Below are 25,485 nucleotides of genomic sequence, written 5' to 3'. Positions count from 1 at the left end.
TTCGATTAGGTTCAACGTTAACGGCGTGATCAGCCGATAATGCCCATGATGTCGGCTTCCTTCATGATCAGAAGGTCTTCGCCGTCGATCTTGACTTCAGTACCGGACCACTTGCCAAACAGAACGCGGTCGCCGGCCTTGACGTCGAGGGCTACAACTTCGCCCTTGTCGTTGCGAGCGCCGTTGCCGACAGCGACGATTTCGCCTTCAGCGGGCTTTTCCTTGGCGGTGTCGGGAATGATGATGCCGCCCTTGGTCTTTTCTTCGGATTCCACACGGCGTACAACAACGCGGTCGTGGAGCGGACGGAAAGAAATGTTTGCCATTCTCTTGGATCCCTCACTCAAATGACATTACGCAGGTATGAATTGCCTGCCTTGGATGTTTGTTAGCACTCACTCCTGAAGAGTGCTAACGGCCACGGAGATAGGAGCGGTGCGATAGAGAGTCAAGCGTTCTCGCCAAAAAAAATCGACATCGGAACGTAAGTCCGCAACGCGGTTAACGCGAGCAATGACCGACATAATAATGTGTCGAATGTCTGTTATCATGGGACGATTACAGAAATGTCACCGGTCCGCATGTCCCCAACAGAGCCCCTGAAACGCCAAGGCACAATTCATCCTGATGCGTCCGAATCCTTTCGTGTATGGGTCAAAATAGGCCTCCTGAGCTTTGGTGGCCCCGCCGGCCAGATCGCCCTCATGCATCGCATCGTGGTGGAGGAAAAGCGCTGGCTTTCGGAGGAAAAATATCTGCATGCGCTGAACTATTGCATGCTGCTGCCCGGTCCAGAGGCGCAGCAGCTGGCAACCTATATCGGCTGGCTCCTGCATGGCTGGCGCGGCGGGCTCATTGCTGGATTGCTGTTCGTACTGCCCGGCTTTTTGGTCATCCTGGCGCTTTCAATTGCCTATGCCACCCTGCATCAAAGTGTCTGGCTGGCCGCACTCTTCTTTGGAATGAAAGCGGCCGTACTTGCCATTGTCGCCGACGCTTGCTGGCGCATTGGCCGGCGTGCGCTGAAAACACCGCTTCACATTTCTGTTGCCGTCGTCTCCTTCATCGCGCTTTTCTTTTTCAATGTGCCGTTTCCTGCCGTCGTTCTCGCCGCGGGCGTCATTGGTTTCCTCTTGGCAAACCCAACTCGTTCCCGGTCTGACGAGATAAAGGGGGCGAGCACTGAAAACGAGGCGCACCGCCTTTGGCCGCGCCAATTGCTGCAGGCATTGGTCTGGACCGTGATTTGGCAGGCACCCTTCGCCTTCCTTCTGATCTTTGCGCCGCAGGGCGCTTATTCCGATATCTTCGCGTTCTATTCCAAGATGGCGCTGGTCACATTCGGCGGTGCCTATGCGGTCCTGTCCTATGTCGCGCAGATGGCGGTCGAACATTATCACTGGCTCAAACCCGGCGAGATGCTGGATGGCCTGGCGCTGGCCGAAACGACGCCCGGTCCTTTGGTTCTTGTTCTCAGCTTCACAGGCTTTCTCGCCGCATTCAGGGATGCCGGCGCGCTGCCGCCTCTGGCCGCAGGTGTGGTGGGTGCCTTCATCACCGCCTGGGCAACCTTCGTTCCCAGTTTCATCTGGATTCTCGCCGGCGCACCCTATGTCGAACGCTTGCGCAGCAGACCGGCGCTGTCAGCCGCACTGTCCATGATCACCGCCGCCGTGGTCGGTGTCATCCTCAATCTCGCGGTATGGTTTGCGCTCCACGTCCTTTTTGCCGATCTGCAGAGCTGGTCGCCCGTCTTTGCAGGCGGATGGCTGCACGTGCCATTGCCTCAATGGGAAAGCCTGAACCTTCCGGCGCTCGTGCTGACGGCCGTCGCATCAATCCTGATTTTCGGGTTTAGGCGCGGGGTTCTGACCGTTCTCGGTCTATGCGCTTTGGCGGGGCTTGTATTTCAGGCTGTTCTCGGTGCCCAGATCTGATGCGCCGGGCACCGGGTGATTGCTTGTCAGTTTTTCTCGACGGAGACACCGCCTTCGCCGATCTTCAGGCTCACGGTCCCGTCATCTTTCTGCTGATCGTAAATGTAATAGCCCATGCCCGCGATAACGACGACAAGGGCCCCGACAATGAAATAAAGTGCGTTTGATTTGGATTGCATGTTGAATTCCGCTTTTGATTTCAATCTCCGACGCAAAGTAAATGCATCAACAAAGAAGAAGTTCCCGCAGCGTTGCATTGTGGGCGGCGGCATGAGTCGCTTTTTCACTTGCCAAGCGCCCGCCCGTTTGCGATTTGAGCTGCGTCCAGGAATGCGAAGGTGAGGCGAATGGCCGACAGAATCGATAATCTTTCCGAGGTTTGCGGCAATTACGACCTCATCCTATGCGATGTCTGGGGCGTGCTGCACAACGGGATCGATGCATTTCCTCTGGCCGGCGAGGCACTCTCCAAGGCCCGCGCAGGCGGCACCAGTGTCGTGCTGATTACCAATTCGCCGCGTCCGCAGGATGGCGTGACGGCTCAGCTGGAACTGATCGGCGTTCCTTCAAGCGCCTATGACCGCATCGTCACCTCTGGCGATGTGACCCGCCACCTGATTGCCGAAGGCCCGGACAAAGTCTTCCTTCTGGGCCCGGAGCGCGACATGCCGCTTTTCGACGGTCTTGACGTCGAGGTCGTCGGCGCGCAAGAGGCGACGTCCGTGGTCTGCACCGGCTTTTTTGATGATGAAACAGAACAGCCGGAAGATTACCGCGATATGCTCGCCGATTTCATCGCACGCGATGTGCCGCTCATTTGCGCCAATCCCGATCTCATCGTCGAGCGCGGCCACCGGCTCATCCCCTGTGCAGGCGCGGTTGCCGCGCTTTACAGCCAGATGGGCGGCGAGACGCGCATTGCCGGCAAGCCGCATTCGCCGATCTACGTAGAGGCTATGGCCGTTGCCCAGGAGGTCAGGGGGCCGGTGGACAAATCGCGCGTCCTGGCCATCGGCGATGGCATGCCGACTGATGTGCGCGGCGCGCTGGATGCCGGGCTCGACCTTCTCTATATCAGCGGCGGCATCCATGCGGGCGAATATACGGTTGCCGGCAAGACGGATGAACAGGCGCTCACCGCATATCTGGCAAGGGAAAAGGCAAGCCCGAAATGGTGGATGCCCCGATTGGCGTGAATGGTGATATGACAGTCTTTCATCGCAACGAAGAGAGAGAGCCACTGCCCGACCACCTGAAAGGGGGCGTCGTCGCAATCGGTAATTTCGATGGTGTGCATCGCGGTCATCAGACGGTGCTCCAACGCGCCCTTGATGAGGCTGAAAAGAAAGACTGTCCGGCGCTCGTTTTGACATTCGAACCGCACCCGCGCTCAGTCTTCAATCCCGATAAGCCGGTGTTTCGCATCACGCCCGCACCTCTGAAGGCAAGGCTGATCGAGGCTCTGGGCTATCACTGCGTTGTCGAATACCCCTTTGATCGGTCTTTTTCCCAGCTGTCAGCCGAAGCGTTCATAACCTCCATACTCAGAGACTGGCTGCATGCCGCCCACGTGGTCACCGGTTTCGACTTCCATTTCGGCAAGGGCAGGGAAGGTGGCCCGGCCTATCTCATGGAAGCCGGCAAGCGCCACGGTTTCGGCGTCACTTTGGTCGATGCTTTCCGAGATGAAAACACCGATGTGATCTCATCAAGCCGCATTCGCAATTGCCTTGTCGAAGGTGACCTGAGCCTCGCAGCCGGGCTTCTGGGTTATCGGTACACGGTTGAGGGCGAGGTGATCCATGGCAAGAAATTGGGCCGCACGCTCGGTTTTCCAACCGCCAATATGGTGCTGCCGGAAGGGGCCGAACTGAAGCCGGGTATCTATGCCGTTCGCCTGCGCCGGGCAGACGGCACGCTGCACGATGGCGTTGCAAGCTATGGCCATCGCCCGACAGTCGACGATGAAGGCGCAGCCCTTCTGGAAACCTTCGTTTTCGATTTCGACGGTGACCTTTATGGCGAGCAGGTCGCGGTGTCCTTCTTCGGCTATCTGCGCGAAGAGCTGAAGTTCAACGGGCTGGAAGCGCTGGTCGATCAGATGAATATCGATAAGGAAGAAGCGCGCGGCCTTCTCTCCGGCGTCAAGCCTTTAAGCGCGCTGGACGAAAAGATCTGCTTCTGACGCCGGAAAAAGCTTTTCGGCTGCGCCAGATACAAATTCCAATTTATCTATACGTCAGGAAAAAGCATTTCCCGGCCTGGTCCAAAAACATAACGCCAATCCTATGTTTTGTCCGGCCAGGCCTTATCATTGATTTCAATCTTGAATGAATGTGCGGAGTGATACGCATGACTCAGTTTACCCCCATTCTCTCGCTCGGCGGCGGCCTACTGATCGGGCTGGCTGCCGTGGCGCTTATGTATTTCTGGGGCCGGATTGCCGGTATGACAGCGATCATCGGTGGTATTCTGCCGCCGTTTGACCGTGACTGGGCATGGAAAGCAACCTTTTTGGCAGGTGCTATTTCCGCACCTGTTCTGCTGCAGGCTGCCGGTCAGCAGATCGAATATGATGTGCCGGTCTCGACAGCCGCTCTCATTATTGGCGGCATTGTCACCGGTATCGGCGTCACCATCGGTTCGGGCTGTACCTCTGGCCATGGCATTTGCGGCATTGCCCGATTTTCCAAGCGCTCCATTGTCGCGACGGCCACCTTCATGGTCTTCGGTTTTGTGACCGTCTATCTCATCCGCCATGTTCTGGGAGGTGCAATCTGATGCGCTACCTTATCGTTTATCTCATCGGAGCCCTCTTCGGAACCGGCATCGCCTTTTCAGGCATGGCCAATCCGGCAAAGGTGCTGAACTTCTTTGATGTCATGGGGCCATTTGACCTGAGCCTGCTTCTGGTCATGGTCGGCGCACTTTCGGTCGCCATTCCAGGCTATGCGCTGATTTTCAGAAAGCGCAACAAGCCGGTCTTTACCGGTGAATTCGTGTTGCCCAAGGCAAAGCTGGTGGACGCCAAGCTGGTGGGTGGGTCGGCCACGTTCGGCATTGGCTGGGGCATTGCCGGTTTCTGCCCCGGTGCGGCCATTCCCGCCCTCGGTCTTGGCCATAGCTCGGCTTTCATCTTCGTTGCCGCTTTGCTGGTTGGAATTGCCATTGCGCGTTTTGCAACCCGTGTGGAGTTTTTCACGGCAAGCCGTCAGGCAAGCTGAGTTGGGAGGCCGCAACCGCGGCCTCTTGCCCGCTCTTCAGGTGAGTGCACAAACTTTGGCATCCCCTCTTTTATTTTCTCGCAAAAACGCCTAAACACCCGGCGTTATGACAATGTGCCGGTTGATATTTTCGATCCGAATTATTGGCCCGGCCCTTTGAGGCGCTCGTTTTCGAGCCTGCCCGAGGGTCCGGGATTTTGGCGCTTGTTTCCCGCGCCCCCTCACTATTCTTCAAGAATCCAATGATCATGGCGCCTATAAATATGGCGCAACCAGATGAACGGCCTGAAAACAGATGACCGAGACCAACGATAAAGTTGACTATTCCGAAACGCTCTACCTGCCGAAGACGGATTTCCCCATGCGTGGCGGCCTGCCGCAAAAAGAGCCGGAAATCGTCGCCCGCTGGGGCGAAATGGACATGTATAAAAAGCTGCGCGCCTCCGCGAGTGGCCGCCCGAAATACGTGCTCCACGATGGCCCGCCCTATGCCAACGGCAACATCCATATCGGCCACGCGCTGAACAAGATCCTGAAGGATGTCATCACCCGCTCCTTCCAGATGCGTGGTTTCGATTCGAACTATGTTCCCGGCTGGGACTGCCACGGCCTGCCGATCGAATGGAAGATCGAGGAAGCCTACCGCGCCAAGGGCAAGAACAAGGACGAAGTCGAAATCAACGAATTCCGCAAGGAATGCCGTGAATTTGCGCAAGGCTGGATCGACGTTCAGACCGAGGAATTCAAGCGTCTTGGCATCGAAGGCGATTTCGAAAAGCCTTATACGACAATGGATTTCCACGCCGAAGCCCGCATCGCTGGCGAACTGATCAAGATCGCCAAGATGGGCCAGCTCTACCGCGGCTCCAAGCCGATCATGTGGTCGGTGGTCGAGCGCACCGCGCTGGCAGAGGCGGAAGTGGAATATCACGAGGTCGAAAGCGACACGATCTGGGTGAAGTTTCCGGTGGTGGAACTGACGGCTCCCGCCGATGCCGACGCGCAATCGGCTGAGCGCAATCTCGGTGCATTCCATCCCGATTTGCTGGATGCCTATGTCGTCATCTGGACGACCACTCCATGGACCATTCCCGGCAACCGCGCGATCTCCTATTCGTCGCGCATCTATTACGGCCTTTATGAAGTCACTGCCGCCGAAAACGATTTCGGTCCGCAGCCGGGCGAGAAGCTGATCTTCGCCGATGCACTGGCAGAAGACTCGTTCAAAAAGGCCAAGCTTGAATTCAAGCGCCTGCGCGATGTCAGTGCTGATGAACTTGGCGCAATCACCTGCGCCCACCCGCTGGCTGACCTCGGCTACGACTTCCAGGTGCCGCTCTTGGATGGCGATCACGTCACCGACGATGCCGGTACCGGCTTTGTGCACACCGCACCTTCGCACGGTCGCGAAGACTTTGAAGCCTGGATGGACCGGGTGCGCGAACTCGAAGCCCGCGGTATCGACACCAAGATCCCGTTCCCGGTTGGCGACGATGGTTTCTACACCGAAGATGCGCCCGGTTTCGGCCCCGATGCCGAAGGTGGTCCTGCTCGTGTGATGGATGACAACGGCAAGAAGGGCGACGCCAACAACCGCGTCATCAAGGCGCTCATCGACGCCGACAAGCTTTTCGCCCGTGGCCGCATCAAGCACGACTATCCGCATTCCTGGCGCTCCAAGAAGCCGATCATCTTCCGCAACACGCCGCAATGGTTTGTCTATATGGACAAGGATTTCGGCGATGGATCGACACTGCGCACGCGCGCGCTGAAGGCCATCGATGACACCCGCTTCGTACCGGCCATCGGTCAGAACCGCCTGCGCGGCATGATCGAGCAGCGCCCGGATTGGGTTCTCTCGCGCCAGCGCGCCTGGGGTGTTCCAATCGCCATCTTTGCCAAGGAAGATGGAACGGTTCTCGTTGATGACGAGGTCAATGCACGCATCCTGGAAGCCTTCGAGGCAGAAGGAGCCGATGCCTGGTTTGCGCCGGGCGCGGCAGAGCGTTTCCTGGGTTCCAAATACGACCCTGAAGAATGGAAGCAGGTGCGCGACATTCTCGACGTCTGGTTCGATTCAGGATCGACCCACACGTTCACGCTGGAAGACCGCCCGGACCTCAAATGGCCGGCGGATGTTTATCTCGAAGGCTCCGACCAGCATCGCGGCTGGTTTCATTCCTCGCTTCTGGAAAGCTGCGCCACCCGTGGCCGTGCGCCTTACAACGCCGTCGTCACCCATGGTTTTACCATGGATGAGAAGGGCGAGAAAATGTCGAAATCCAAGGGCAACACCGTTGTCCCGCAGGAGGTGATGAAGCAGTTTGGTGCCGATATCCTGCGCCTCTGGGTGATGACGACGGACTATTCGGAAGATCAGCGTCTGGGCAAGAACGTGATCCAGACCAATGTCGATACCTACCGCAAGCTCAGAAACACCGTTCGCTGGATGCTCGGCACGCTGGCGCATGACAAGGGCGAGGATATCGCGCTTGCCGATATGCCGGAGCTGGAGCGGCTGATGCTGCATCGGCTTTACGAACTCGATAAGCTGGTGCGTTCAGGCTACGACAATTTCGATTTCAAGAAGATCACCCGCGCTTTGACCGATTTTGCCAATATCGAGCTATCGGCCTTCTATTTCGACGTCCGCAAGGATGCGCTTTATTGCGATGCGCCGTCATCCATCAAGCGCCGTTCGGCTCTCTTCGTCATCCGCAAGCTCTTCGATTGCCTGGTGACCTGGCTCGCCCCGATGCTGGTCTTCACCATGGAAGAAGCCTGGCTCTCGCGCGATCCAAATGCAGAATCGGTGCACCTTGAGCAATTCCCGGATGTTCCAGCCGATTGGCAGAACGACGCGCTCGCCGCCAAGTGGAGGAAAATCCGCGAAGTACGTTACGTCGTCACCGGCGCGCTGGAAGTCGAACGCCGCGAAAAGCGCATCGGCTCGTCGCTGGAAGCAGCGCCTGTCGTTCACGTGGCCGATCCGGACCTCTATGCCGCACTGCAGGGCCAGGACTTTGCAGAAATCTGCATCACATCCGATATCGTGGTCGATAATGCAGAAGGTCCATCCTCTGCATTCCGTCTCGATGATGTGGCCAAGGTTTCTGTCGAGCCTCAATTGGCCGAAGGCAGAAAATGCGCGCGTTCCTGGAAGGTCACCAAGGACGTGGGCTCCGATGCGGAATACCCCGACGTATCTGCCCGTGATGCCGCGGCCCTGCGCGAGCTGGCCGCCGGCTAAGCCCGCATTTATTGATAAAAGCAAAGGATATACCGGATGAATTGCCTTTTGTGGCCTCATCCGGTATTTTCCGCCCGAAAATGGCCGGATTTACGGAGCAGGGCTTCGTAAGCTTGAGGGCGTTGGCGGAAAAACCGCCGGAGGTTTGGGATTTATGAAGCATTTGTTCAGAGTTGGTACCGGGCTGTTTATCATTGCTGCGGGCACGTTTCCGTTGGCAGGTTGCATGAGCCCGACCTACGGCACGGACAAGTCTGCTGCCGAACAGTTGCTTGACGATGTGGGCAACGCCGTCGCTGTTGGCGCGCCACAGGAAGAAAAGAACATCGCTTACAAGCCGCGTCCGGAGCTTGTCGTGCCGAGCGAGAGCCAGTTGGCTCTGGTCGAGCCGCAGCAATCGCTTGCCAACCGCGAAAACAATCCGAACTGGGTCGAAAGCCCCGAGGAACTGCGCAAGCGTCTGCGCAAGGAAGCAACCGAAGCTAACGATGGTGATCGCGCCAACACCCTGATTCGCCAGAAAAGCACCATGAGTCAGCTTGGCGTGCAGCAGCAGAAGGACGCCTACAGCCAGCAGCGCAACGCCCAGGGTGCAAGTACGGGTCGCCGCAGTTTGGTCGATCCCCCGAAGGACTATCGCCGCGTTTCCGATCCGTCTGTTCTCACCGATCTCGGCGAGAGCGAAAAAGTGAAGGAAAAGCGCCGCAAGAAAGAGGCCGAAGCCGCCCAACAGGGCAAGAAGTGGTGGGATCCCCTCAACGTGTTCTAATAATGGGCCTTCGGGCCCATTTTCTTTTGGGAAAAATTGTCTGACGCCATGCGCCCGGAAACCTTCTGTTTAGGTTTGGCGGAATAGGAAGGGGGGCATGTTTCAGTCCCCTTTTTTTAAGATTTTCTTCAAAGCGAGCGCCGCGGGAATTATCTCTGCCGGCCTTTCTCTATTGCTTTGCCTTGCGATCAACCGCGTGGTCGGGGGCACCATGGGTCCCGTTGCCCTGTCTCTGGCAATCCTGTGTCCGCTTTTCATAGGCGGCCCGATGAGTGCGGTGCAGTTTCTCGCCCTTCACCGAACAAAGATGGCCCGCATGGCCGCCGACGAGGCCAATCAAAAGCTCGAAGCCATGCATGCTGAGTTGATGAGCCTTCACAGCGAGCTTGTGGAAACGAACCGGCGCGACAGCCTGACCGGCATCTTGAACCGCGGCGCTTTCATGGGCGAACTCGCAAAGCTATCAGCCGCGGAGAAGGCCGGCGCTTTGTTCGTGCTGGATGCCGATCATTTCAAGTCCATCAACGACAATCACGGACATGTGGAAGGCGACCTTGTGCTCAAAGCCTTGACGGCGGCAATCGCCGCCAAACTGCCCCAAGGCGCTCTCTTCGGGCGTATCGGCGGTGAAGAGTTCGCCGTTTTCGTCTCCGCCCTCAGCACACATGCCGCCTTCCACCATGCAGAAAACATGCGCCTCAATGCGGAGACCGTGAGGCTTTATACGCGCGCGGGCGACCTGATCTGCCCGACAATCAGTCTGGGCGGCGTTCTGCTCACCGGTCGTTTCGACGTGTCGGAGGCCATGCGCATTGCCGACACCAATCTTTATCGGGCAAAGAGCGAAGGGCGCAACAAGACGGTTATCGGCAATCTGGCGCTCGCAAAGGCTTCTTGAGCACTGAGGTAAAGCTCAACGAGGCCATGGTCCCGCGCGGGCCCGGACTTGATGCGCTTACAGGAATCCGTTTACGGGTCTATCGATCTTTTTGGAGGCGGAATATCAACGCCGCGCCCCACAATATGAAGAAATGCATTTGAGGAGACAATATGGACCATCCAAACATCAGGGCCGCCGTTCCCTCCGACGCGGAGACGATTTTCGGCTTCATCTGCGATCTGGCCGAATTTGAAAATGCGCGCCATGAGGTGGAGACCGACATTGCCGCAATCACCGAAACAGTGTTTGGCGAAAATTCGGTCTGCGATGCATTGATTTATGAAGACGAGGGCAAGCCGCTGGCTTTTGCGCTCTGGTATTACACCTATTCCACCTGGCAGGGCCGGGCCGGGCTTTATCTCGAAGATCTCTATGTTTCGCCGGATGCCCGTGGCCGTGGGATCGGCAGCACAATTTTGAAATACCTGGCAAATTACGCGCTGGAAAAGGGCTACGGACGCTTCGAATGGAGCGTGCTGGATTGGAATACGCCCGCCATCAAGACCTATGACGCCACCGGTGCCAAGCCGCAGAGCGAATGGATACGCTACAGGCTATCCGGCACTGATTTGCAGGATTTTGCCAAAGCCTAACGCTTCTCCTGGAAAAACGCCTTGAGGATCGCAGCCGATTCCTGTTCGGCAAGGCCCGAATAAACCTCCGGCGCATGATGGCAGGTCGGCTGGCTGTAAAACCGCCCGCCGTGGTCGACGCCACCGCCTTTTTCATCCTCTGCGCCATAATAGAGGCGGCGGATGCGGGCAAACGAAATTGCCGCTGCACACATGGCGCAGGGTTCGAGCGTGACATAAAGATCAGCACCGGTCAGGCGTTCTGAACCAAGCTTTGCAGAAGCCGCACGAATGGCCAGAACCTCGGCATGCGCCGTCACATCGTTCAGTTCGCGTGTCCGGTTTCCGGCAGAGGCAATCACCTCTCCATCCAGAACAAGCACGGCGCCGATCGGCACCTCATGGCGTTCTGCCGCCCTGCGCGCCTCCTCCAGTGCCAGTTCCATATAGCGATTTGCAGCCACCCGAATGATAAACCCTCTTAACCAAATGCTCATGAACTGATAGGACACGGCAAACGAACAGGCAAATCCAAATGAACAGCAACGACAAGAACAAACGTCCCGGCGGCAAACCGTCCGGCGGCAAGGGCAAGCCATTTTCCGGCGCTCGCAAGGACAAGCCATCCTTTGGCGCTGCAAAGGGCAAGGAAAAGCCGTCCTTCGGCCCGCGCAAGGACAAGGCCGCATCCGGCCCGCGCCGCGACAAGCCGACAGGCGCAAAATCCGCGCCCCGCACCGAGAATGTGAAAGCCGAAGCTGCGACTTTGCCACCCGAACGCATCGCCAAATTGCTGGCCCGTGCAGGCGTTGCCTCGCGCCGCGATGTGGAGCGCATGATTGTCGAGGGGCGCGTGAAGCTGAATGGCAAGGTGCTGGAAAGCCCCGCGGTCAACGTCTCCTTTGCCGACAACATCGAGGTCGATGGCGAGCCGGTCAAAGGCATCGAGCGCACACGTCTCTGGCTCTACCACAAGCCTGCAGGCCTCGTGACCACGAATTCCGATCCCGAAGGCCGTCCAACGGTCTTTGACAATCTGCCCGAGGGTCTCCCGCGCGTCATGTCCATTGGTCGCCTCGACATCAACACCGAAGGCCTTCTGCTGCTCACCAATGATGGCGGGCTTGCCCGTGTTCTGGAACTGCCCACCACCGGCTGGCTGCGCCGTTACCGCGTGCGCGCACATGGCACCGTCACCCAGGCAAAGCTGGATGGTTTGAAGGATGGCATCGCCGTGGATGGCGTTCTCTATGGCGGCATCGAAGCCACGCTCGACCGCGAGCAGGGCTCCAATGTCTGGCTCACTATGGGGCTTCGCGAAGGCAAGAACCGCGAAATCAAGAACGTGCTTGGCGCTTTGGGTCTCGAAGTCTCGCGCCTCATCCGCATTTCCTATGGCCCCTTCCAGCTCGGCAACCTGAAGGAAGGCGCGGCCATGGAAGTGCGCAGCCGCATGCTGCGCGATCAGTTGGGCGCACGCCTGATTGAAGAGGCTGGCGCGAATTTTGATGCGCCGATCTTCGATCACAAAGGCAATGTCCTTGCCGATGACGAGGCTGAGGAAAAACGCAAGCCCGCTGACCGTGGCTGGAAGCCGCGCGAGCGCGAAGGCGATAGACGCGAACCTGCCGGTGAAAAGCGCGAGCGCTTTGGTGACAAACGCGAACAGGGCGGCGACAGGAAAGACCGTTTCGGCGACAAGCGCGAGCGTGCCTTGAGCCGTCTCGACACCAAGAAGAGTTCCGACAAACCGGAAAAGAAGCCGCAGCAGGGCCGTGCCTCGCGCGCCTCCAATGTGTGGATGGCACCCGGTGCCAAGCCTTTGGGTCCGAAAAAGACGGCCAAACAGGCCAGCCGCGCCAAGGAGCAGGCGCGATCCGATATGAAGAAGGACGCCAAATCCTCAAGCGGCAAGGGAAAACGCGATGCGGATCGTCGGCGGTGAGTTTCGCGGACGCTCGCTCCGCACGCCGAAATCCAATGACATCAGGCCGACCACCGATCGCACGCGGGAAAGCCTGTTCAACATCTTGTCCCACGCCTATCCCGAAGCGCTGAACGGCGCGCGCGTCATGGACCTGTTTGCCGGCACGGGTGCCGTTGGCATCGAGGCGCTGTCGCGTGGCTGCCGCTTTGCCATCTTCGTGGAAATGGGCGTCGAGGGCCGCAGCCTGCTGCGTGAAAACACCATGGCGCTCAACCTGCAGGGCCGAACCAAGATATTCCGCCGCGACGCCACCGATATGGGTGTTTGCGCCAATATGGAGCCGTTCCAGTTCCTGTTTGCCGATCCGCCCTATGGCAAGGGGCTGGGTGAAAAGGCGATTGCATCGGCCATTGCCGGCGGCTGGCTGGCCGATGGTGCCCTTGTTATTCTGGAAGAGCGGGCCGATATTATACCTGAAAATCTGCCAAAGTGCCGCCTGCTGGAAGAGCGGGCTTTTGGTGATACTAAAATGCATTTTTACCGCTACGAGGCATAAGACCCATGGCAATCTCAAACGCACTGGCGCCGATTGAGGTAGACAAAGGCAGCTTTCCCCGCGTTGCCGTCGCCTTCGGCGGGGGTGGTGCCCGTGGTCTTGCGCATATTCACATCATTGAAGCGCTGGATGAATTGGGTATCAGGCCTGTGGCGATTTCCGGGTCGTCCATCGGCGCAATCATGGGTGCGGGCTGGGCAGCAGGCATGTCCGGGGCTGAAATCCGCGATTACACGGTCGCCACATTGGGCAACCGCAACGAGGTGGTAAGCCGTATCTGGAAAATGCGGCCCATGACCATGAAAGATGCCATGAATGGCGGCTTTCGCTTCGGCCAGTTCAACCTCGAGCGCATTCTGAAAGGCTTCCTGCCGGAGGCCATTCCAGACGATTTTTCCGAATTGCAGATCCCGCTTCACATAACGGCAACAGATTATTACGGCCAGCGAGGCGTCCTGATCGATGAAGGCGACCTCTATACCGCCATTGCGGCTTCTGCCGCCCTGCCGGCTGTGTTCAGGCCCGTTTCGCTCAACGACCGTTACATGATCGACGGCGGTATCTATAACCCGGTCCCCTATGAGTGCCTGATGGATAAGGCCGATGTGGTGATCGCCATTGATGTCATCGGCGGGCCGGAAGGCGATGGCGAGACCATGCCGAACCGGATCGACAGCCTGTTCGGGGCATCGCAATTGATGATGCAGTCGATTATCGAGGCCAAGATGCAGTTTTCCCGCCCGCATCTCATGTTGAAGCCGGACGTGCACCGTTTCCGCGTGCTTGATTTCCTGCGCGTGAACGAGGTGCTGGAAGCATCTGCCGGGGTCAAGGATCAGCTCAAGACCGATCTCGACGCCCTTCTGGCTTTCCGCGAAAAGGCCTGAAAGCTTATATTATAGCCCGATCCTCTAGCGCGGTTCAGCTTTTAACTGAAGCGCTCAAGGCCACAAGCGTGGCCCGGCGCTAATGCGCCGCCCCAGTGGAGCATTGCGCAAAGCGCAATTGGCGTGAGCGAAAAAATGTAGACTGTTTCAGTCAAAAACTGAAACAGTCTAGCCGATCTCGTCGTGCTTTTTCGGCGGCACCAGCGGTTCCGGTTTGACCGGGCGTTTGTGCAGCAATTCATTGCCTGCCCCCAGCCCCTGTGCGGCCTGCAGCGAAAGGCGCGTTTCATCCCGTTCGCGAATGTCGTCGGAAATCGCGATTGCGGTATCTTCATCCACACCAAGCCCTTCCAGCGTCTTGCGCCCGAAGAGAAGCCCGGATTCAAACGTTTCCCGCGCTTCATAGGTCACGCCGCGCGCACGCAATGACAATGTGTGGACCCGGTCATAGGCGCGGGCATAGATCCTCGCATGCGGATATTCAGATTGGATGAGATCGACAATACGGTCAGTGGTCACCTGTCCATGAGTACAGATTGCAACGATCTTGGCACGTTCAATACCGGCGGCTCTCAGCACATCCTTGCGTGTCCCGTCTCCGAAATAAATCCGGAAACCGAAACTGGAGGCCTGTTTGATACGGTCGGCGGAATGCTCGATGATTGTCACATCGCGGCCGCCGGCCAACAGCACCTGTGCCGCAATCTGTCCGAAACGGGAAAACCCGATCATCAGGACATCCGAACCCGCCCCCTCGAAACTCTCCTCAATTTCTTCCACGCCTGGATCGGTCGAAATAAAGCGCTCAAGCTTGGCAACCAGCGGCGTCAGCGCCATGGAAATAATGACAATCGAAATGAGGATCGAAGACACTTCGCGGTTGATCACGTAGTCCGAGACAGCAGCGGAAAACAGCACGAAGCCGAATTCGCCGCCCTGCGGCAGAACCAGCGAAATGCGCGCTGCGTCGGCAAAGCTGGAGCCCGTTGTGCGACAGACGAGATAGATCACCAGCGATTTGACCGCCATGACCACCGGCACCGCCGCCAGGATCAGCCAGAAATTATCAACGATCACATCGATTTCCAGCGACATGCCGATGGCCATGAAGAAAAGCCCGAGCAGAATGCCGCGAAACGGCTCCACATTGGCTTCCAGTTCATGCCGGAAGGTCGATTCAGCGAGCATCACGCCGGCCAGAAATGCGCCCATGGCCATGGAAAGGCCAGCAAGCTCAACCACAAGCGCTGCCGCCATGACCGTCAGCAGGGCGCTTGCAATCATCGCCTCGCGCGCACCGGATTTGGCAATGATCTGAAAGAGCGGATTGAGCAGATAGCGCCCGGCCACGATGATGGCCACAATGGCAGCGAGTGCAATGGCAAAATCTCTGATGGGATTGGGAATATCTTCAGGGGTTGCCCCGCGCGCCAGAAGCGGAATGATGGCCAGGAGCGGAATGATCGCCATGTCCTGGAACAGAAGCAGCGAAAAGGTGCGCCGCCCATAGGTGCTGTTTAAGTCGCCGCGCTCTTCCAGAATTTGCAGCGCGAAGGCGGTTGACGACAGCGCCAGCCCGAAACCGACGATGATCGCACCGCGAATGTCCACATAGCCCGAGCGAAGCGCAAAGGCGCTGAGCACCGCGCCGGTCAAGACGACCTGCATGGCCCCGAGCAGAAAAATATCCCGCCGCATCTGCCAGAGGCGTGACGGTTTCAGTTCCAGCCCAACGACGAAGAGCAGAAAAACGACACCGAGTTCGGAAAAGCCCAGGATATCCTCAGCGTCCGAGATGACGCCCAGCACCGGTCCGATGACGATGCCCGCTGCCAGATATCCCAAAATTGTGCCGAGACGTAAAAACTTGAAAAGGGGTGCGGCAACAACCGCGCCTGCTAGAAGCAGGATGGCTTCGAAGAAAAAGCCGTGCGTCTCTGGCATGTAATCAATGTCCGTTCGTGCTCAAAAAAACCGTGTTCCGGGCGCAAATCGCGATTCACGCCCTTGATGCAATGTGTAGTGCACAATAAATCCAGCCAAAAGGAAAGGATGAATCATGCCCGCCGAGAACTCTTCCGAAGCCCTGCTGGACCGTGCAAGCCAATTGATAGACCTGGCGCGCGCCGCTGGCGCCGATCAAGCCGATGCGGTGGTCATGCGCTCCCGCTCCAATTCGGTGTCGGTGCGTCTTGGCAAGGTTGAGGGTACGGAATTATCCGAAAGCGATGATTTCTCCCTAAGAGTCTTTGTTGGCAAACGTGTGGCAAGCGTATCGGCCAACCCGGGATTTGATTTGAAGGCGCTCGCCGAACGGGCCGTCGCCATGGCCAAGGTCTCGCCGGAAGACAAATTTGCCTGCCTTGCCGACGAAGCCAATCTGGCAAAATCCTACCCCGATCTGGAGCTTTACGATGCGACAGAGGTTCCAACCGCTGAACTGACGGAAAAGGCGCTTGCTGCAGAAGAAGCAGCCCTTGCCGTCAACGGTGTCAGCAATTCGTCCGGTGCAGGTGCCGCCGCCGGCATGGGCGGTCTCGTGCTTGCAACCTCCCACGGTTTTGCCGGCAGCTATATGGCCTCGCGTTTCAGCGTTTCGGTATCGGTCATTGCCGGCGAAGGCACGGCCATGGAGCGCGATTATGATTTCGACAGTTCGCTCTATTATGGTGAACTGGAAGACCCCGCGACCATCGGCAAGCGCGCCGGTGAGCGTGTCATCAAACGCATCAATCCGCGCCAGATGGACACGATGAAGGGTCTCACCGTCGTATTCGATCCGCGCGTGGCGCGCGGTATCGCAGGCCATATTGCCGGTGCCATCAACGGCGCCGCCGTTGCCCGCAAGACCTCATTCCTGCGCGACAAGATGGGCCAGCAGGTGCTCAAGTCCGGACTGAACGTCACCGACGATCCGCTGATCGTGCGCGGCTCTTCCTCGCGCCCTTTCGATGGCGAAGGCGTGAAGGGCGAGCGCATGGTGATGATCGAGGACGGTGTGTTGCAGAATTGGTTCCTGTCAACCGCCACCGGTCGCGAACTCGGTCTGTCAACCAACGGCCGCGGCGTGCGCGGCGGCGCATCCGTTTCGCCGTCATCAACGAATTTTGCGCTGGAGCCTGGCAATGTCTCGCCGGAAGAGCTGATCCGTTCCATTGGCACCGGCTTTTATGTCAATGAAGTCATCGGCCAGGGCGTCAACATGGTAACCGGCGAATATAGCCGAGGAGCCTCCGGTTTCTGGATCGAAAACGGCGAAATCGCCTATCCCGTATCCGGTGTCACCATTGCATCGAACCTCAAAACAATGTTCATGAATCTCACACCTGCAAACGACATCGACCGCAGCTATGGTACAGCTTCGCCGACATTGGCGGTCGAGAACATGACGCTTGCGGGTCGCTGAGCAAGGACGACCAGTTTTGTCTGATCCCGAAATTGAGAGATGGAAGCAAGATCTTGCGCTTTTGCTTGAAGCAGCAAATGCCGCAGGCGAGGCTGCCATGTCCTATTTTCGCAAGGAGCCGGATGTCTGGTGGAAGAACGAAGGCCAGTCACCGGTTTCAGCCGCTGATTATGCAGCCAATGACATTCTCTTTGCCGCATTGCGCAAAGCGCGCCCCGACTACGGCTGGCTTTCTGAGGAAACCCTTGATGACGGCGCACGTCTCGCACACGACACGCTTTTCGTGGTCGATCCCATCGATGGCACACGCGCTTTCGTGAATGGCAAGCCGGTCTGGTGCGTCAGCGCCGCTGTTGTTCACCGCGGAAGACCCGTGGCGGGTGTTCTCGCAGCACCTGCACTGTCAGAAGTTTACACGGCCTATCGCGGTGGTCCGGCATTGATGAACGGCATTGAGATCAATTGCGCCACCAATGATGCGAGCCCAAGCGTGATTGCCGCGCCCGAAGATGCGTTTCGCAATCTGCGCGAAGAGTTTCGCGCCAATGCGGTGCGCTCAGCCCATGTGCCGTCGCTCGCCTATCGCCTCGCCATGGTGGCCAATGGCAGTTTGCACGGCACGCTCGTCAAACCCAACAGTCACGATTGGGATTTGGCAGCCGCCGAGCTGATCCTTGAAATGGCCGGCGGCGGTCTGCGCGACCGTTCCGGCGCGTTGATAGAATATAACCATTCTAATGTGAAACACGGTTTTCTCTTCGCAGCCTGCGGAGACCAGCTTTCGCTGTTGCAAACTGCGCTCGCTGGCTTTGAAGACCATTGACCTTTTGCTACAAATGCGACACACCGCAGGCGCGGGAGGAGCAACCCAGAGGCAGGAGATATCATGTCTGGTGAAACTGGCGACAAACAGTTGTTGCATCTTGTATTCGGTGGCGAACTGAAGAGTCTCAAGGATGTTCAGTTCAAGAATCTCGAAGAACTCGACATTGTTGGCATATTCCCGAACTATCAGGCCGCGCTCACCGCCTGGCGGGGCAAGGCGCAGCAGACCGTGGATAACGCGGAAATGCGCTATTTCATCGTGCATATGCACCGTCTTCTCGATCCCGAGAGCGCCTGATCAACTTTAACAGCGGCTGTTTCGGCAAGCCAAAGCGCATAGGCGTGCCTGCTTGAAGCGGCGAGGGAACATTGGATGAGCAACTGGTTCGGCCGGGCAGCATTATCGACCTATAAATGGGCCGGTTTTGCGCTGTTTCCGGGGCTGGTTGTCTATCTGGCCATGCGCACGGCCAAGGGCAAGGAAGATGCCGCCCGCCGGCGCGAGCGTTTTGGCCGCCCCACGCAGGAACGTCCTTCCGGTCCGCTTGTGTGGTTTCATGCCGCAAGCGTGGGAGAGACCACCGCTGTCCTTCCGCTCATGCGCGAAATTCGAAATCGCGGCATTCAGGTCATTCTCACCACCGGTACGGTCACATCTGCCGCCGTTGCCCGTGATCGTGCGCCCGACGGCGTGATCCATCAATATGTGCCGCTGGATATCAAGCCTGCCGTCAGCCGGTTTCTCGATTATTGGAAGCCGGACGCTGCCATCATTGCAGAGTCTGAAATCTGGCCGGTCACGGTTATGGAACTGGGCGCACGCCACATTCCCCAGATTTTGGTGAATGGTCGCCTGTCCGACAAATCCTTTGCCCTCTGGAAGCGCTTGTCGTCTCTGTCCGAAGAGTTGTTTCGCAATTTCGCGCTGGTGATTGCGCAGTCCGAGGAAGACGGCATACGTTACACGGCGCTTGGCGCACTTCCGGTCCTGGTCTCGGGAAACCTCAAGGGCGACAATGACGAGCCGCCCTATAACCCGGAAGACCTCGAGCATTACCGCCAGCAGATTGCAGGTCGCCACACCTGGGCCGCGATTTCCACCTTCGAAGGCGAAGAGGAAATGGCCGGTCGCATCCATCAGCGCCTCAAGCGCAAGAACAACCAACTGACCGTCATCGTGCCGCGCCATCCCGAGCGCGCCGACGAGATTCAGAAAAAGCTGGAAGCGATGGGTCTCGATGTCGCCCGGCGCAGCCATGGCGATGCGGTCACGCGCAGCACGGATATCCTGCTCGGCGATACAATCGGCGAAATGGGGCTCTACCTGAACCTGACGGATATCGTCTTCGTGGGCCGGTCGATGCATGCTGAAGGCGGTCAAAATCCGCTCGAGCCTGCCATGATTGGCTGCGCTGTCCTTTCCGGTGGCAAGGTTCAGAATTTCCGCGATGCCTATCAGCGGCTTGCCAAGAACGGCGGCGCAAAAATCGTTCGGGATGAGGATATGCTGGCCAAGGGTGTGCACTACCTCATGAACAATGACGAGGTGCGCCACAAGATGATCAATGCGGGTCTCGACACGGTGCAGCAGATGCGCGGAGCACTGGAGGCGACGCTGAAAGGCCTGGCCCCTTACATCAACCCGCTCGTCGTCAAATCCTATCTCGACAACAAAGAGTAAGTTGAGATGAAGATCGCCGGCATCCTCTTCGACAAGGACGGAACGCTGCTCGACTATGCCAGGAGCTGGGTGCCGGTGAACCGGCAACTGACGCTCATGGCCGCCGGTGGCGATCAGGCGCTTGCCGATCACCTGATGCGGGTAGGCGGCATGGACCCGGAAAGCGGCGTCGTGCTGGCAGACAGCCTGCTTGCCGCGGGGAACACGGCTGAAATCGCCCGAGGTTTGGTCGATGCCGGTGCAGTTCTTTCCTACGAGGACATGCTCGGCACATTCGATACGCTCTTTGCTTCGGCAAGTGAAATGTCCGTTCCGGTCACCGATCTGAAATCGTTCTTCTCCGGTTTGAAGGCGCGCGGCCTGAAAACCGGCATTGCCTCCAGCGACAACGAACGTTCCATCCGGGCGCTGGCACAGCGCTTCGATTTTCTCCGTGATGTTGATTATATCGCCGGCTACGACACCGGCTACGGTTGCAAACCGGAACCCGGCATGGCGCTCGGCTTTTGCGAAGTCACAGGGCTTGATGCAGGCGCGATGATCGTTGTGGGCGACAACAGCCACGACATGCATATGGGGCGCAGCGCTGGCGCCGGCATGACCATTGGCGTGCTGACCGGCACCGGCACGCGCCAGACGCTCAGCCCCCTGGCCGATCACGTATTCGACGACATCACCAGCCTTCACACCCTTCTCGACGCCGAATAATCGCAAATAAAGCGGGGCTTTGCTTGATTTTTGAGCGCTTTTCGCGCTTTAGCTACGCAGACATGAACGTCCGCGCGGGATAATTGAGTAAATATGGTTTCCGAAACACCGCCTTTCTGGTGGCAGAAATCGAGTTGGCAGGCCTGGCTCTTGTCGCCCTTTTCTTATGCCTATGGTTATTTCGCCGGTCGCGCCATGGCGCGCGCCAAACGCGTGGATGTCGATCTGCCGGTGATCTGTGTGGGCAATTTCACCGCTGGCGGCGCAGGCAAGACCCCGACCGTGATTGCGCTGGCCCGCGCCGCCAAGGCTGCGGGACTGAAACCGGGCATGCTCAGCCGCGGTTATGGCGGCTCGCTTTCAGGCACGACGATTGTCGATCCGCACCATCATCGCGCCAAGGATGTGGGTGACGAGCCGCTGCTTCTCGCCCGCGAAGGGCTGACGGTTATCTCGCGCAATCGGGTCGATGGTGCCGAACGCCTGAAACGGGAAGGCGCAGATATCATCATCATGGATGATGGTTTCCAGAGTGCGCGCATTGCCATCGACTATGCGCTGATCGTCGTGGATGGCAAACGCGGCCTCGGAAACGGCTTCATGCTGCCGGCGGGCCCGGTGCGCGCGCCGTTGAAGCGCCAGATCCTTTATGTCTCCGGCCTCTTGACGGTGGGCGAGGGGGAAATCACCGATACTTTCATTCGCAAGATGGCCCGTGCCGGACGTGCGACCTATCTGGCGAATGTGAAAACCTGCAACGCCGAAACGTTCAAGGGCAAGAAGGTGCTCGCCTTTGCCGGTATCGCGGACCCGGAGAAGTTTTACCGTACGCTTGAGGAGACCGGAGCGGAGATCGTCATCCGACGCTCCTTTGGCGACCATCATCATCTCGCTCACGATGAGATGCGCGCGCTGTTGGACGACGCTGAGCGCGCGAATCTGCAATTGGTGACGACCGCCAAGGACCATGTGCGGCTGCTGGGCCACCACGGTACAGCTGAAGATCTGGCAAAATCCGCACAAGTGCTGGAAATCGAAATGGCATTCGACGATCCGGCAGCGCCCCTCTGGATCATCAACCAAGCTATTGCGGCGTTCCGCAAGCGAAAGATCGCCCGCCCGGCTGCGAAATAGAGTGTTCTAATGTTTCTGCGTCGGCAGGGCACCCGCCCGTTTTTCGGCCTCAAGCGAGGCTGCGGCGTCAACATAGGCTTCCTGGCGGGCGACACTCCAATATTTCAGCTCGTCAATCGGAATCATCTTGCCGGAAATCGCGCAGGTCACGAACGTGCCGGGTTGAAGTATCTGGAAATCGGCATCCAGATAGCGGATCTTGGCTTCCCGCCCGCCGGGCCCCTCAAAACGGTTCATCCCTGCCTCCATGTTGTGTGTCGGCTCTGTGTTACCAAGCAGTGCAACGCTTTTCCAGCGAAAATCAGCTGTTGAAGGCCGTCTGGTTAAACATGATCACGAATAATTTGTGCATTGCAGCATTTTTGTGGGATCAGCCATTTTCTTTTGTCATGCAATCCGTTAGTTTCCTTAGGCTGGTCGGGAGGGGCCTGCAAAACTGGCATGAGGGGAGAGCCGGGTAGGCCGTGAATGCGTAAGTGGACATATAATTTTGGCTTGGGCCGTTCGGAGGGCAGTGCCTCCGATAGCGCCTTGCTGGGCGCAAAGGGCGCGAACCTTGCCGAGCTTGGCAGTCTGGGCTTGCCTGTGCCGCCGGGGATGACAATCATTGCCGATGCCTGCACGTGGTTTCACGAGCACGAATGCCATTTCCCCGACACGCTCTTGGATCAGGTCGCCAAGGGGCTCAATCAGATAGAGGAAAGCACCGGCAAGCGTTTCGGCGCAGCGCACAATCCGCTCTTCCTTTCTGTGCGCCCCGGCACCCGTGTGCCCGTTCCGGGCATGACCGGCACCGTCCTGAATATCGGCTTGAACGATCAGACTGTGCAGGCACTTGCCAAAGAGACCGGTGACGTGGACTTTGCCTGGAGCACCTACCGCCGTTTCATCGCCACCTTTGCCGATCTCGCCATGGGGCTGGACCATGCGGTCTTCGAAGAACTGCTGGAGGAGAAAAGCGGAAAATCCGCGATTGCCAACAATCCCGGCCTGTCCGTCGAACAATGGCGGCAGGTCATTGAAGCCGGCAAAGCGATTGTTCTCGACGAAATGGGCGAGACCTTTCCGCAGGACCCGCAAGAGCAGCTCTGGGCTGTCATCGCCGCGGCCTTCAAGAGCTGGACGGCACCGCGCGCTGAGGCCTATCGAAAGCTCCACAGCATTCCTGTCGATTGGGGAACCGCCGTCAACATTCAGGCCATGGTGTTTGGCAACCGTAACGGCAATTCGATGACGGGCAATGCCATCACCCGCAATCCAAAGACCGGCGCATCCGGCGTCACGGGCACTTTCCTGCCGCGCGCGCAAGGTTACGAGCTTTCAACGGGCGACCGCGCCCCGCACCAGATTTCCGAACGCGGCCGCAAGGAGGCCGAACGCACGGAGATGTCGCTGGAAGCGATGTTGCCGGAAGCCTATGAAACGCTGGAGGAAATGACGCAGAAGCTGGAGCGTCATTACCGCGATGTGGTGGAATTGGAATTTACCGTCGACGACGGTTACTTCTGGATTCTGGAAAGCCGCCTTGCCCGATGTGACATTCGCGCCCGCATGCGCTCTGCTGTCGATATGGTGCATGAAGGGCTGATCAACAGGGAAGAGGCGCTGACCCGCATAGACCCGTTGGAGCTGGAGCAGCTGCTTCACCCCGCAATCGACCCGTCCGTCGAGCGCGAGGTGATCGGCACAGGGCTTCCCGCCTCGCCGGGCGCTGCCGCCGGCGAAATCGTCTTCAATGCGGAAGATGCCGTTCACGCCGCCAAGGAAGGCCGGCGCGTCATTCTCGTCCGCTCCGAAACCAGCCCTGAAGATGTATATGGCATGCATGCCGCAGAAGGTGTGCTGACCTCCAGAGGTGGTCTCACCAGCCACGCCGCGGTGGTCGCCCGCGGCATGGGTATTCCTTGCGTCGCCGGCGCAGGTGCCGTGCGCATTGACGCTGAAGCGGGAACCATGACCAGCATGGGAGTCACGCTCAAAAAGGGTGACCACATCACCATCGATGGCTCCGTGGGCCAAATCATCCGTGGCCAGACCCAGATGGTGCAGCCGGAATTGGCCGGCGACTTTGCCAAACTCATGGAATGGTCGGATGCTGTCCGCCGCATGGGGGTGCGCACCAACGCTGACACCAGCACCGAGGCACGCGTCGCGCGCAAATTCGGCGCGGAAGGCATAGGGCTTTGCCGCACCGAACACATGTTCTTCGAGGAAAACAGGATCAATGTCGTGCGCGAAATGATCCTGGCCGAAGACGAGGACGGCCGTCGCCAGTCCTTGGAAAAGCTGCTGCCCATGCAGCGTTCCGACTTCATCGAACTCTTCGAAATCATGCACGGTCTGCCAGTCACCATCCGCCTGCTCGATCCACCGCTGCACGAATTCCTGCCGAAGGTGGACAGCGATGTGGCCGAAATGGCCGAACGGATGGGGCTTGGTGAAGAAGAACTGCGCCGCCGCATCGAAGCCATGCACGAGTTCAACCCCATGCTGGGGCATCGCGGCTGCCGTCTGGCCATTTCCTATCCCGAGATTGCCGAAATGCAGGCCCGCGCCATTTTTGAAGCCGCAGTTGAGGCGGCCAAGAGCACCGGTGCGCCGGTGGTTCCTGAAATCATGGTGCCGCTGGTCAGCCTGCGCCGCGAACTGGATTATGTGAAAGCGCGCATTGAGCAGGTGGCTGACGATGTCGCGAAAGAAACCGGCGTCTTTCTGAACTACCTCGTTGGCACCATGATTGAGTTGCCGCGCGCCGCATTTCGCGGTCAGGAAATCGCCCAGGCCGCCGAATTCTTCTCATTCGGCACCAACGACCTGACCCAGACCGTTTTCGGCATATCGCGTGATGACGCAGGCGGCTTTCTCACGACCTATCGCCAGAAGGGCATTATCGAGAAAGATCCGTTTGTCTCGCTTGACTATGAAGGGGTGGGCGAAATCATCAAGCTCGCCTCTGAACGCGGGCGAGCCGGACGTCACGATCTCAAGCTTGGCATTTGCGGCGAACATGCCGGCGATCCGGCCTCGATCCATTTCTGCGAGGCAACCGGTCTCGACTATATTTCCTGCTCACCATACCGTGTACCCGTTGCCCGGCTGGCCGCCGCGCAGGCAACGATCTACGAAGGTGCCACGCCCAAAGCTGCCGTTTATTGAACGGTCGTCAGTTGGTGGATTGTGCCTCGCCAGATGCCGTATCCGGCAATGGCCCGATGCGGCCCAGCACGTCGATAAAGGCTGCTGCAAACTTCTCGACATCCTGAAGCTGATCTTTTTTGTTGCTCAGCCGAACCGTCTCGCCTGCATTGTCGAGAAGAATAAAAATGGTCTCATCCACGTCCTTGCCCTCCACCGGCAGCCGCATCGCCGCAATGCGCTGGCAATCTTTGACGAGCCCGGATGCTGGAAGGCCAAATAGATAATCGCCACCAAGTTCGTTGGCGAGCTCACGCACACGCGTCTCGAACGTCTCTGCATCAGCTGAAAAATGGGCGATTCGCGTCGCGATCCGCGCTTTCGCCTTCCAAGTCGCCTGAAAGGAAGATGCCAGATTCTTTTGCCGATCGCTTAAGGCTTCCGCAGGTTGGGCGTTTTCCGAAACTGGCATTTTGTTATCTCCCTGTTGCTTTTTCTGGAGAGCAGAATTGCCGTGCCAAATGGCTATTTTGA

The 25,485-nt window shown here is 58.2% G+C and carries 24 protein-coding genes and 1 pseudogene; 19 read left to right on the top strand and 6 right to left on the bottom strand.

What is annotated here, in order from left to right; all coding sequences use genetic code 11:
- Window positions 1-29: 29 nt before the first annotated feature.
- On the bottom strand, window positions 30-326 hold the full coding sequence (groES, locus tag NHF56_RS12225) for a co-chaperone GroES (RefSeq protein ID WP_252804664.1): 297 nt from the start codon (window positions 324-326) through the stop codon (window positions 30-32).
- A 240-nt stretch (window positions 327-566) separates the two neighbouring features.
- Between groES and chrA the strand changes: the two genes are divergently transcribed.
- Entirely contained in the window at window positions 567-1,937 is a 1,371-nt protein-coding gene (chrA, locus tag NHF56_RS12220) for a chromate efflux transporter (protein WP_252804662.1), read from the top strand.
- 26 nt (window positions 1,938-1,963) lie between these two features.
- On the opposite strand, the gene NHF56_RS12215 is transcribed toward chrA, so the two are convergent.
- Complete coding sequence (locus NHF56_RS12215; RefSeq protein ID WP_252804660.1) at window positions 1,964-2,116, bottom strand: hypothetical protein; 153 nt, start codon at window positions 2,114-2,116, stop codon at window positions 1,964-1,966.
- 168 nt (window positions 2,117-2,284) lie between these two features.
- Between NHF56_RS12215 and NHF56_RS12210 the strand changes: the two genes are divergently transcribed.
- From NHF56_RS12210 to NHF56_RS12175, 8 genes are all read left to right on the top strand, one after another.
- A complete protein-coding gene (locus NHF56_RS12210; protein ID WP_252804659.1) occupies window positions 2,285-3,133 on the top strand; it encodes a TIGR01459 family HAD-type hydrolase in 849 nt (282 codons plus the stop codon).
- An 8-nt stretch (window positions 3,134-3,141) separates the two neighbouring features.
- A complete protein-coding gene (locus tag NHF56_RS12205) occupies window positions 3,142-4,122 on the top strand; it encodes a bifunctional riboflavin kinase/FAD synthetase (protein WP_252804657.1) in 981 nt (326 codons plus the stop codon).
- 167 nt (window positions 4,123-4,289) lie between these two features.
- Window positions 4,290-4,718: a YeeE/YedE family protein gene (locus NHF56_RS12200; protein WP_252804655.1), complete on the top strand. Its 429-nt coding sequence runs from the start codon at window positions 4,290-4,292 to the stop codon at window positions 4,716-4,718.
- Window positions 4,718-5,161 carry a DUF6691 family protein gene (locus NHF56_RS12195; protein ID WP_252804653.1) on the top strand — a complete coding sequence of 148 codons (444 nt, stop codon included), beginning with the start codon at window positions 4,718-4,720 and terminating at the stop codon, window positions 5,159-5,161. Before NHF56_RS12200 ends, NHF56_RS12195 begins: the two co-directional genes overlap by 1 nt.
- 295 nt (window positions 5,162-5,456) lie before the next feature.
- On the top strand, window positions 5,457-8,411 hold the full coding sequence (gene ileS, locus NHF56_RS12190) for an isoleucine--tRNA ligase (RefSeq protein ID WP_252804651.1): 2,955 nt from the start codon (window positions 5,457-5,459) through the stop codon (window positions 8,409-8,411).
- 154 nt (window positions 8,412-8,565) lie between these two features.
- Window positions 8,566-9,180, top strand: coding sequence for a hypothetical protein (locus tag NHF56_RS12185; RefSeq protein ID WP_252804649.1), 615 nt, complete (start codon window positions 8,566-8,568; stop codon window positions 9,178-9,180).
- A 211-nt stretch (window positions 9,181-9,391) separates the two neighbouring features.
- Complete coding sequence (locus NHF56_RS12180) at window positions 9,392-10,078, top strand: GGDEF domain-containing protein (protein WP_252804647.1); 687 nt, start codon at window positions 9,392-9,394, stop codon at window positions 10,076-10,078.
- 152 nt (window positions 10,079-10,230) lie between these two features.
- The gene (locus tag NHF56_RS12175; protein WP_252804645.1) at window positions 10,231-10,713 is read left to right on the top strand and encodes a GNAT family N-acetyltransferase; all 483 of its coding nucleotides are present in this window, start codon (window positions 10,231-10,233) and stop codon (window positions 10,711-10,713) included.
- On the opposite strand, the gene NHF56_RS12170 is transcribed toward NHF56_RS12175, so the two are convergent.
- Complete coding sequence (locus NHF56_RS12170) at window positions 10,710-11,138, bottom strand: nucleoside deaminase (protein ID WP_252804643.1); 429 nt, start codon at window positions 11,136-11,138, stop codon at window positions 10,710-10,712. The genes NHF56_RS12175 and NHF56_RS12170 overlap by 4 nt on opposite strands.
- A gap of 89 nt (window positions 11,139-11,227) precedes the next feature.
- Here NHF56_RS12170 and NHF56_RS12165 point away from each other — a divergent pair.
- From NHF56_RS12165 to NHF56_RS12155, 3 genes and pseudogenes are all read left to right on the top strand, one after another.
- Window positions 11,228-12,607: pseudogene (locus NHF56_RS12165) on the top strand (pseudouridine synthase); the annotation flags it as partial.
- 10 nt (window positions 12,608-12,617) lie between these two features.
- Window positions 12,618-13,175: a 16S rRNA (guanine(966)-N(2))-methyltransferase RsmD gene (rsmD, locus tag NHF56_RS12160; protein WP_252804641.1), complete on the top strand. Its 558-nt coding sequence runs from the start codon at window positions 12,618-12,620 to the stop codon at window positions 13,173-13,175.
- Between the two features lie 5 nt (window positions 13,176-13,180).
- Entirely contained in the window at window positions 13,181-14,062 is an 882-nt protein-coding gene (locus tag NHF56_RS12155) for a patatin-like phospholipase family protein (RefSeq protein WP_252804639.1), read from the top strand.
- 168 nt (window positions 14,063-14,230) lie between these two features.
- Here the strand turns inward: NHF56_RS12155 and NHF56_RS12150 are convergent, their stop codons facing one another.
- On the bottom strand, window positions 14,231-16,006 hold the full coding sequence (locus NHF56_RS12150) for a monovalent cation:proton antiporter-2 (CPA2) family protein (RefSeq protein ID WP_252804638.1): 1,776 nt from the start codon (window positions 16,004-16,006) through the stop codon (window positions 14,231-14,233).
- Window positions 16,007-16,121: 115 nt separating this feature from the next.
- Here NHF56_RS12150 and NHF56_RS12145 point away from each other — a divergent pair, with 115 nt between their 5' ends.
- The 6 genes from NHF56_RS12145 to lpxK all read left to right on the top strand — a co-directional run bounded on the left by NHF56_RS12145 (window position 16,122) and on the right by lpxK (window position 21,816).
- Window positions 16,122-17,468, top strand: coding sequence for a TldD/PmbA family protein (locus NHF56_RS12145; RefSeq protein ID WP_252804636.1), 1,347 nt, complete (start codon window positions 16,122-16,124; stop codon window positions 17,466-17,468).
- A gap of 16 nt (window positions 17,469-17,484) precedes the next feature.
- A complete protein-coding gene (locus tag NHF56_RS12140; RefSeq protein ID WP_252804634.1) occupies window positions 17,485-18,291 on the top strand; it encodes a 3'(2'),5'-bisphosphate nucleotidase CysQ in 807 nt (268 codons plus the stop codon).
- Window positions 18,292-18,354: 63 nt separating this feature from the next.
- On the top strand, window positions 18,355-18,591 hold the full coding sequence (locus tag NHF56_RS12135) for a DUF4170 domain-containing protein (protein ID WP_252804632.1): 237 nt from the start codon (window positions 18,355-18,357) through the stop codon (window positions 18,589-18,591).
- 75 nt (window positions 18,592-18,666) lie between these two features.
- Window positions 18,667-19,974 carry a lipid IV(A) 3-deoxy-D-manno-octulosonic acid transferase gene (gene waaA / locus NHF56_RS12130; protein WP_252804631.1) on the top strand — a complete coding sequence of 436 codons (1,308 nt, stop codon included), beginning with the start codon at window positions 18,667-18,669 and terminating at the stop codon, window positions 19,972-19,974.
- Between the two features lie 6 nt (window positions 19,975-19,980).
- Window positions 19,981-20,682: an HAD family hydrolase gene (locus NHF56_RS12125; protein WP_252804629.1), complete on the top strand. Its 702-nt coding sequence runs from the start codon at window positions 19,981-19,983 to the stop codon at window positions 20,680-20,682.
- A gap of 93 nt (window positions 20,683-20,775) precedes the next feature.
- Window positions 20,776-21,816 carry a tetraacyldisaccharide 4'-kinase gene (gene lpxK / locus NHF56_RS12120; RefSeq protein ID WP_252804627.1) on the top strand — a complete coding sequence of 347 codons (1,041 nt, stop codon included), beginning with the start codon at window positions 20,776-20,778 and terminating at the stop codon, window positions 21,814-21,816.
- Window positions 21,817-21,822: 6 nt separating this feature from the next.
- Here lpxK and NHF56_RS12115 read toward each other — a convergent pair whose 3' ends face one another.
- Entirely contained in the window at window positions 21,823-22,053 is a 231-nt protein-coding gene (locus NHF56_RS12115) for a DUF2093 domain-containing protein (protein WP_252804625.1), read from the bottom strand.
- A gap of 231 nt (window positions 22,054-22,284) precedes the next feature.
- Here NHF56_RS12115 and ppdK point away from each other — a divergent pair, with 231 nt between their 5' ends.
- Entirely contained in the window at window positions 22,285-24,972 is a 2,688-nt protein-coding gene (gene ppdK / locus NHF56_RS12110; RefSeq protein ID WP_252804623.1) for a pyruvate, phosphate dikinase, read from the top strand.
- Window positions 24,973-24,979: 7 nt separating this feature from the next.
- Here ppdK and NHF56_RS12105 read toward each other — a convergent pair whose 3' ends face one another.
- The gene (locus NHF56_RS12105) at window positions 24,980-25,423 is read right to left on the bottom strand and encodes a hypothetical protein (protein WP_252804621.1); all 444 of its coding nucleotides are present in this window, start codon (window positions 25,421-25,423) and stop codon (window positions 24,980-24,982) included.
- Between the last annotated feature and the right edge of the window lie 62 nt (window positions 25,424-25,485).

It is taken from the genome of Rhizobium sp. L1K21 (assembly GCF_024055895.1).
Classification (GTDB): Bacteria; Pseudomonadota; Alphaproteobacteria; order Rhizobiales; family Rhizobiaceae; genus Ensifer_A.
The sequence above is the reverse complement of the archived record's forward strand: the minus strand, read 5'-3'. Positions and strand labels throughout refer to the sequence as shown.

Coding starts and splice junctions, on each gene's coding strand:
- groES (WP_252804664.1), bottom strand. CDS start 326: ATGGCAAACATTTCTTTCCGTCCGCTCCACGACCGCGTTGTTGTACGC.
- chrA (WP_252804662.1), top strand. CDS start 567: ATGTCACCGGTCCGCATGTCCCCAACAGAGCCCCTGAAACGCCAAGGC.
- NHF56_RS12215 (WP_252804660.1), bottom strand. CDS start 2,116: ATGCAATCCAAATCAAACGCACTTTATTTCATTGTCGGGGCCCTTGTC.
- NHF56_RS12210 (WP_252804659.1), top strand. CDS start 2,285: ATGGCCGACAGAATCGATAATCTTTCCGAGGTTTGCGGCAATTACGAC.
- NHF56_RS12205 (WP_252804657.1), top strand. CDS start 3,142: ATGACAGTCTTTCATCGCAACGAAGAGAGAGAGCCACTGCCCGACCAC.
- NHF56_RS12200 (WP_252804655.1), top strand. CDS start 4,290: ATGACTCAGTTTACCCCCATTCTCTCGCTCGGCGGCGGCCTACTGATC.
- NHF56_RS12195 (WP_252804653.1), top strand. CDS start 4,718: ATGCGCTACCTTATCGTTTATCTCATCGGAGCCCTCTTCGGAACCGGC.
- ileS (WP_252804651.1), top strand. CDS start 5,457: ATGACCGAGACCAACGATAAAGTTGACTATTCCGAAACGCTCTACCTG.
- NHF56_RS12185 (WP_252804649.1), top strand. CDS start 8,566: ATGAAGCATTTGTTCAGAGTTGGTACCGGGCTGTTTATCATTGCTGCG.
- NHF56_RS12180 (WP_252804647.1), top strand. CDS start 9,392: ATGGGTCCCGTTGCCCTGTCTCTGGCAATCCTGTGTCCGCTTTTCATA.
- NHF56_RS12175 (WP_252804645.1), top strand. CDS start 10,231: ATGGACCATCCAAACATCAGGGCCGCCGTTCCCTCCGACGCGGAGACG.
- NHF56_RS12170 (WP_252804643.1), bottom strand. CDS start 11,138: ATGGAACTGGCACTGGAGGAGGCGCGCAGGGCGGCAGAACGCCATGAG.
- rsmD (WP_252804641.1), top strand. CDS start 12,618: ATGCGGATCGTCGGCGGTGAGTTTCGCGGACGCTCGCTCCGCACGCCG.
- NHF56_RS12155 (WP_252804639.1), top strand. CDS start 13,181: ATGGCAATCTCAAACGCACTGGCGCCGATTGAGGTAGACAAAGGCAGC.
- NHF56_RS12150 (WP_252804638.1), bottom strand. CDS start 16,006: ATGCCAGAGACGCACGGCTTTTTCTTCGAAGCCATCCTGCTTCTAGCA.
- NHF56_RS12145 (WP_252804636.1), top strand. CDS start 16,122: ATGCCCGCCGAGAACTCTTCCGAAGCCCTGCTGGACCGTGCAAGCCAA.
- NHF56_RS12135 (WP_252804632.1), top strand. CDS start 18,355: ATGTCTGGTGAAACTGGCGACAAACAGTTGTTGCATCTTGTATTCGGT.
- waaA (WP_252804631.1), top strand. CDS start 18,667: ATGAGCAACTGGTTCGGCCGGGCAGCATTATCGACCTATAAATGGGCC.
- NHF56_RS12125 (WP_252804629.1), top strand. CDS start 19,981: ATGAAGATCGCCGGCATCCTCTTCGACAAGGACGGAACGCTGCTCGAC.
- lpxK (WP_252804627.1), top strand. CDS start 20,776: ATGGTTTCCGAAACACCGCCTTTCTGGTGGCAGAAATCGAGTTGGCAG.
- NHF56_RS12115 (WP_252804625.1), bottom strand. CDS start 22,053: ATGAACCGTTTTGAGGGGCCCGGCGGGCGGGAAGCCAAGATCCGCTAT.
- ppdK (WP_252804623.1), top strand. CDS start 22,285: ATGCGTAAGTGGACATATAATTTTGGCTTGGGCCGTTCGGAGGGCAGT.
- NHF56_RS12105 (WP_252804621.1), bottom strand. CDS start 25,423: ATGCCAGTTTCGGAAAACGCCCAACCTGCGGAAGCCTTAAGCGATCGG.